Consider the following 1,608-nt stretch of genomic DNA (forward strand, 5'->3'; position numbering starts at 1 on the left):
ATAATTCATAATTCATAATTCATAATTCATAATTCATAATTCATAATTCATAATTCATAATTCATAATTCATAATTCATAATTCATAATTCATAATTCATAATTCATAATTCATAATTTAACCTTTGACTCACCCCAGCAATGGCAGCCAAGAGAAGCCAAACAATAGTATTAATCTTGACATCGGAGAGGGTAACATCGACGAGATTAAATAAAACACAAGCACCAAAAGCTACCAGATAGGTAAAGATAATTAACTCACCCCCGGCTTTTTGTTGCCGTAGAAAGATAAATAAACGCACCCCTTGGGCATAAATCCAACCCACCCAAACAGACAATAAAATTAAGCCGATAATTCCCGTTTCTGCCATTAACATCAAATATAAATTATGGGGATGACCTAACCATAATCCCTGACTTTTTTCGTAGAGAGGTGTAAAACTGCGTAATCCCCAACCGAATAGGGGTCTTTCTTGGGTCATTTCTAGAGTAAAACGCCATTGAGTTGCTCTGAGCGTAGCTAGAGGACGATTGGGGAACATTTCATCGGATAATCGCGCCCAAATCGCCCTAGGAACCAAGAAACGGAAACTATCCCTGAAAGGATTGGGTCCCCAAGAAGCAAGAGAAATCACCCCTCCCAAGAGGACAAAACCGGCGACTAAGGCATTCCAACCTAGATAAAGGGCGAAAATTAGGCAACCTAAAAAGGCTAAGGCCCAAGCATTGCGAGAATTGCTTAAAAATAGCCCTACACTATCGATAAATATGGTTAAAGTTAAAAACCCGATTTTGAGATTTAAAAGGTTATTTCTTTGTCTGTGCCACTGCCGCCAAGTTAGAATTAATAGACCGATCGCTAAAATCAGAGTTATCAGTAAATAAGCCCCCAAAAGATTAGCATACATAAAAACCGAAGACATTCGCCCGCTCGGTTCACCCCCCACCCCGTAGGGCCAGGTAAAAATCCCTTTTAATGCTTCCGGTTTTTGCCAACCGAGAAAAATTTGTCCCCATCCCATCACCACTACCCAAACTGAGGGGATAACCATCACCCAAGCTAGTTGACGCAATTGAGAGGGTTTTTTAATTAATTGCCGAATATTGCTAAAAAAGAAGAAAAAAGGCAGGAAATTTCCTAAACCAATCCAAGCATCCCCCGGAGTTGGGGAAAGACTGGCACTAATCATTAACCAAAGTGTGACGATACCGAGACCTTGATTGAGACGCGACTGGATAATTGCCCGAAAATTGCCGGTAAAAACCCTAATTAACACGATAATAATGCCGATACCCGCCAACTCTGGCAGTATCATGGCGATAAAAACTGAAAAAAGTATTAAATTCCACTCCCACCCTTGACAAAAAATCTTTTTCATCGAAAATTTGGGTCTGAAACCCCGTCGTTCTACGACGGCTTTACCGTCAAATATTAGCACATTTACACGATATATGCTAAAATGTGAGACATGGAAAAAGCCTATTCTTACCGATTTTACCCCACACCAAAACAAGAGTCGCTATTGCGGCGCACATTGGGCTGTGTAAGATTGGTTTACAATAAAGCTCTCCACGAACGAACACAAGCATGGTACGAAAAGCAAGAAAG

General features: G+C 40.4%; 2 protein-coding genes. One reads left to right on the forward strand and one right to left on the reverse strand.

What is annotated here, in order from left to right; translation table 11 throughout:
• Positions 1-103: 103 nt before the first annotated feature.
• Complete coding sequence (locus PX484_RS21845) at positions 104-1,378, reverse strand: O-antigen ligase family protein (protein ID WP_287667886.1); 1,275 nt, start codon at positions 1,376-1,378, stop codon at positions 104-106.
• Positions 1,379-1,468: 90 nt separating this feature from the next.
• On the opposite strand from PX484_RS21845, the gene PX484_RS21850 reads away from it, so the two are divergent.
• Positions 1,469-1,608 (forward strand): helix-turn-helix domain-containing protein (locus PX484_RS21850; RefSeq protein WP_288105472.1); only part of this gene is annotated, 140 nt, incomplete at its 3' end.

It is taken from the genome of Microcystis sp. M49636_WE2 (assembly GCF_030065375.1).
Lineage (GTDB): Bacteria > Cyanobacteriota > Cyanobacteriia > Cyanobacteriales > Microcystaceae > Microcystis > Microcystis aeruginosa_C.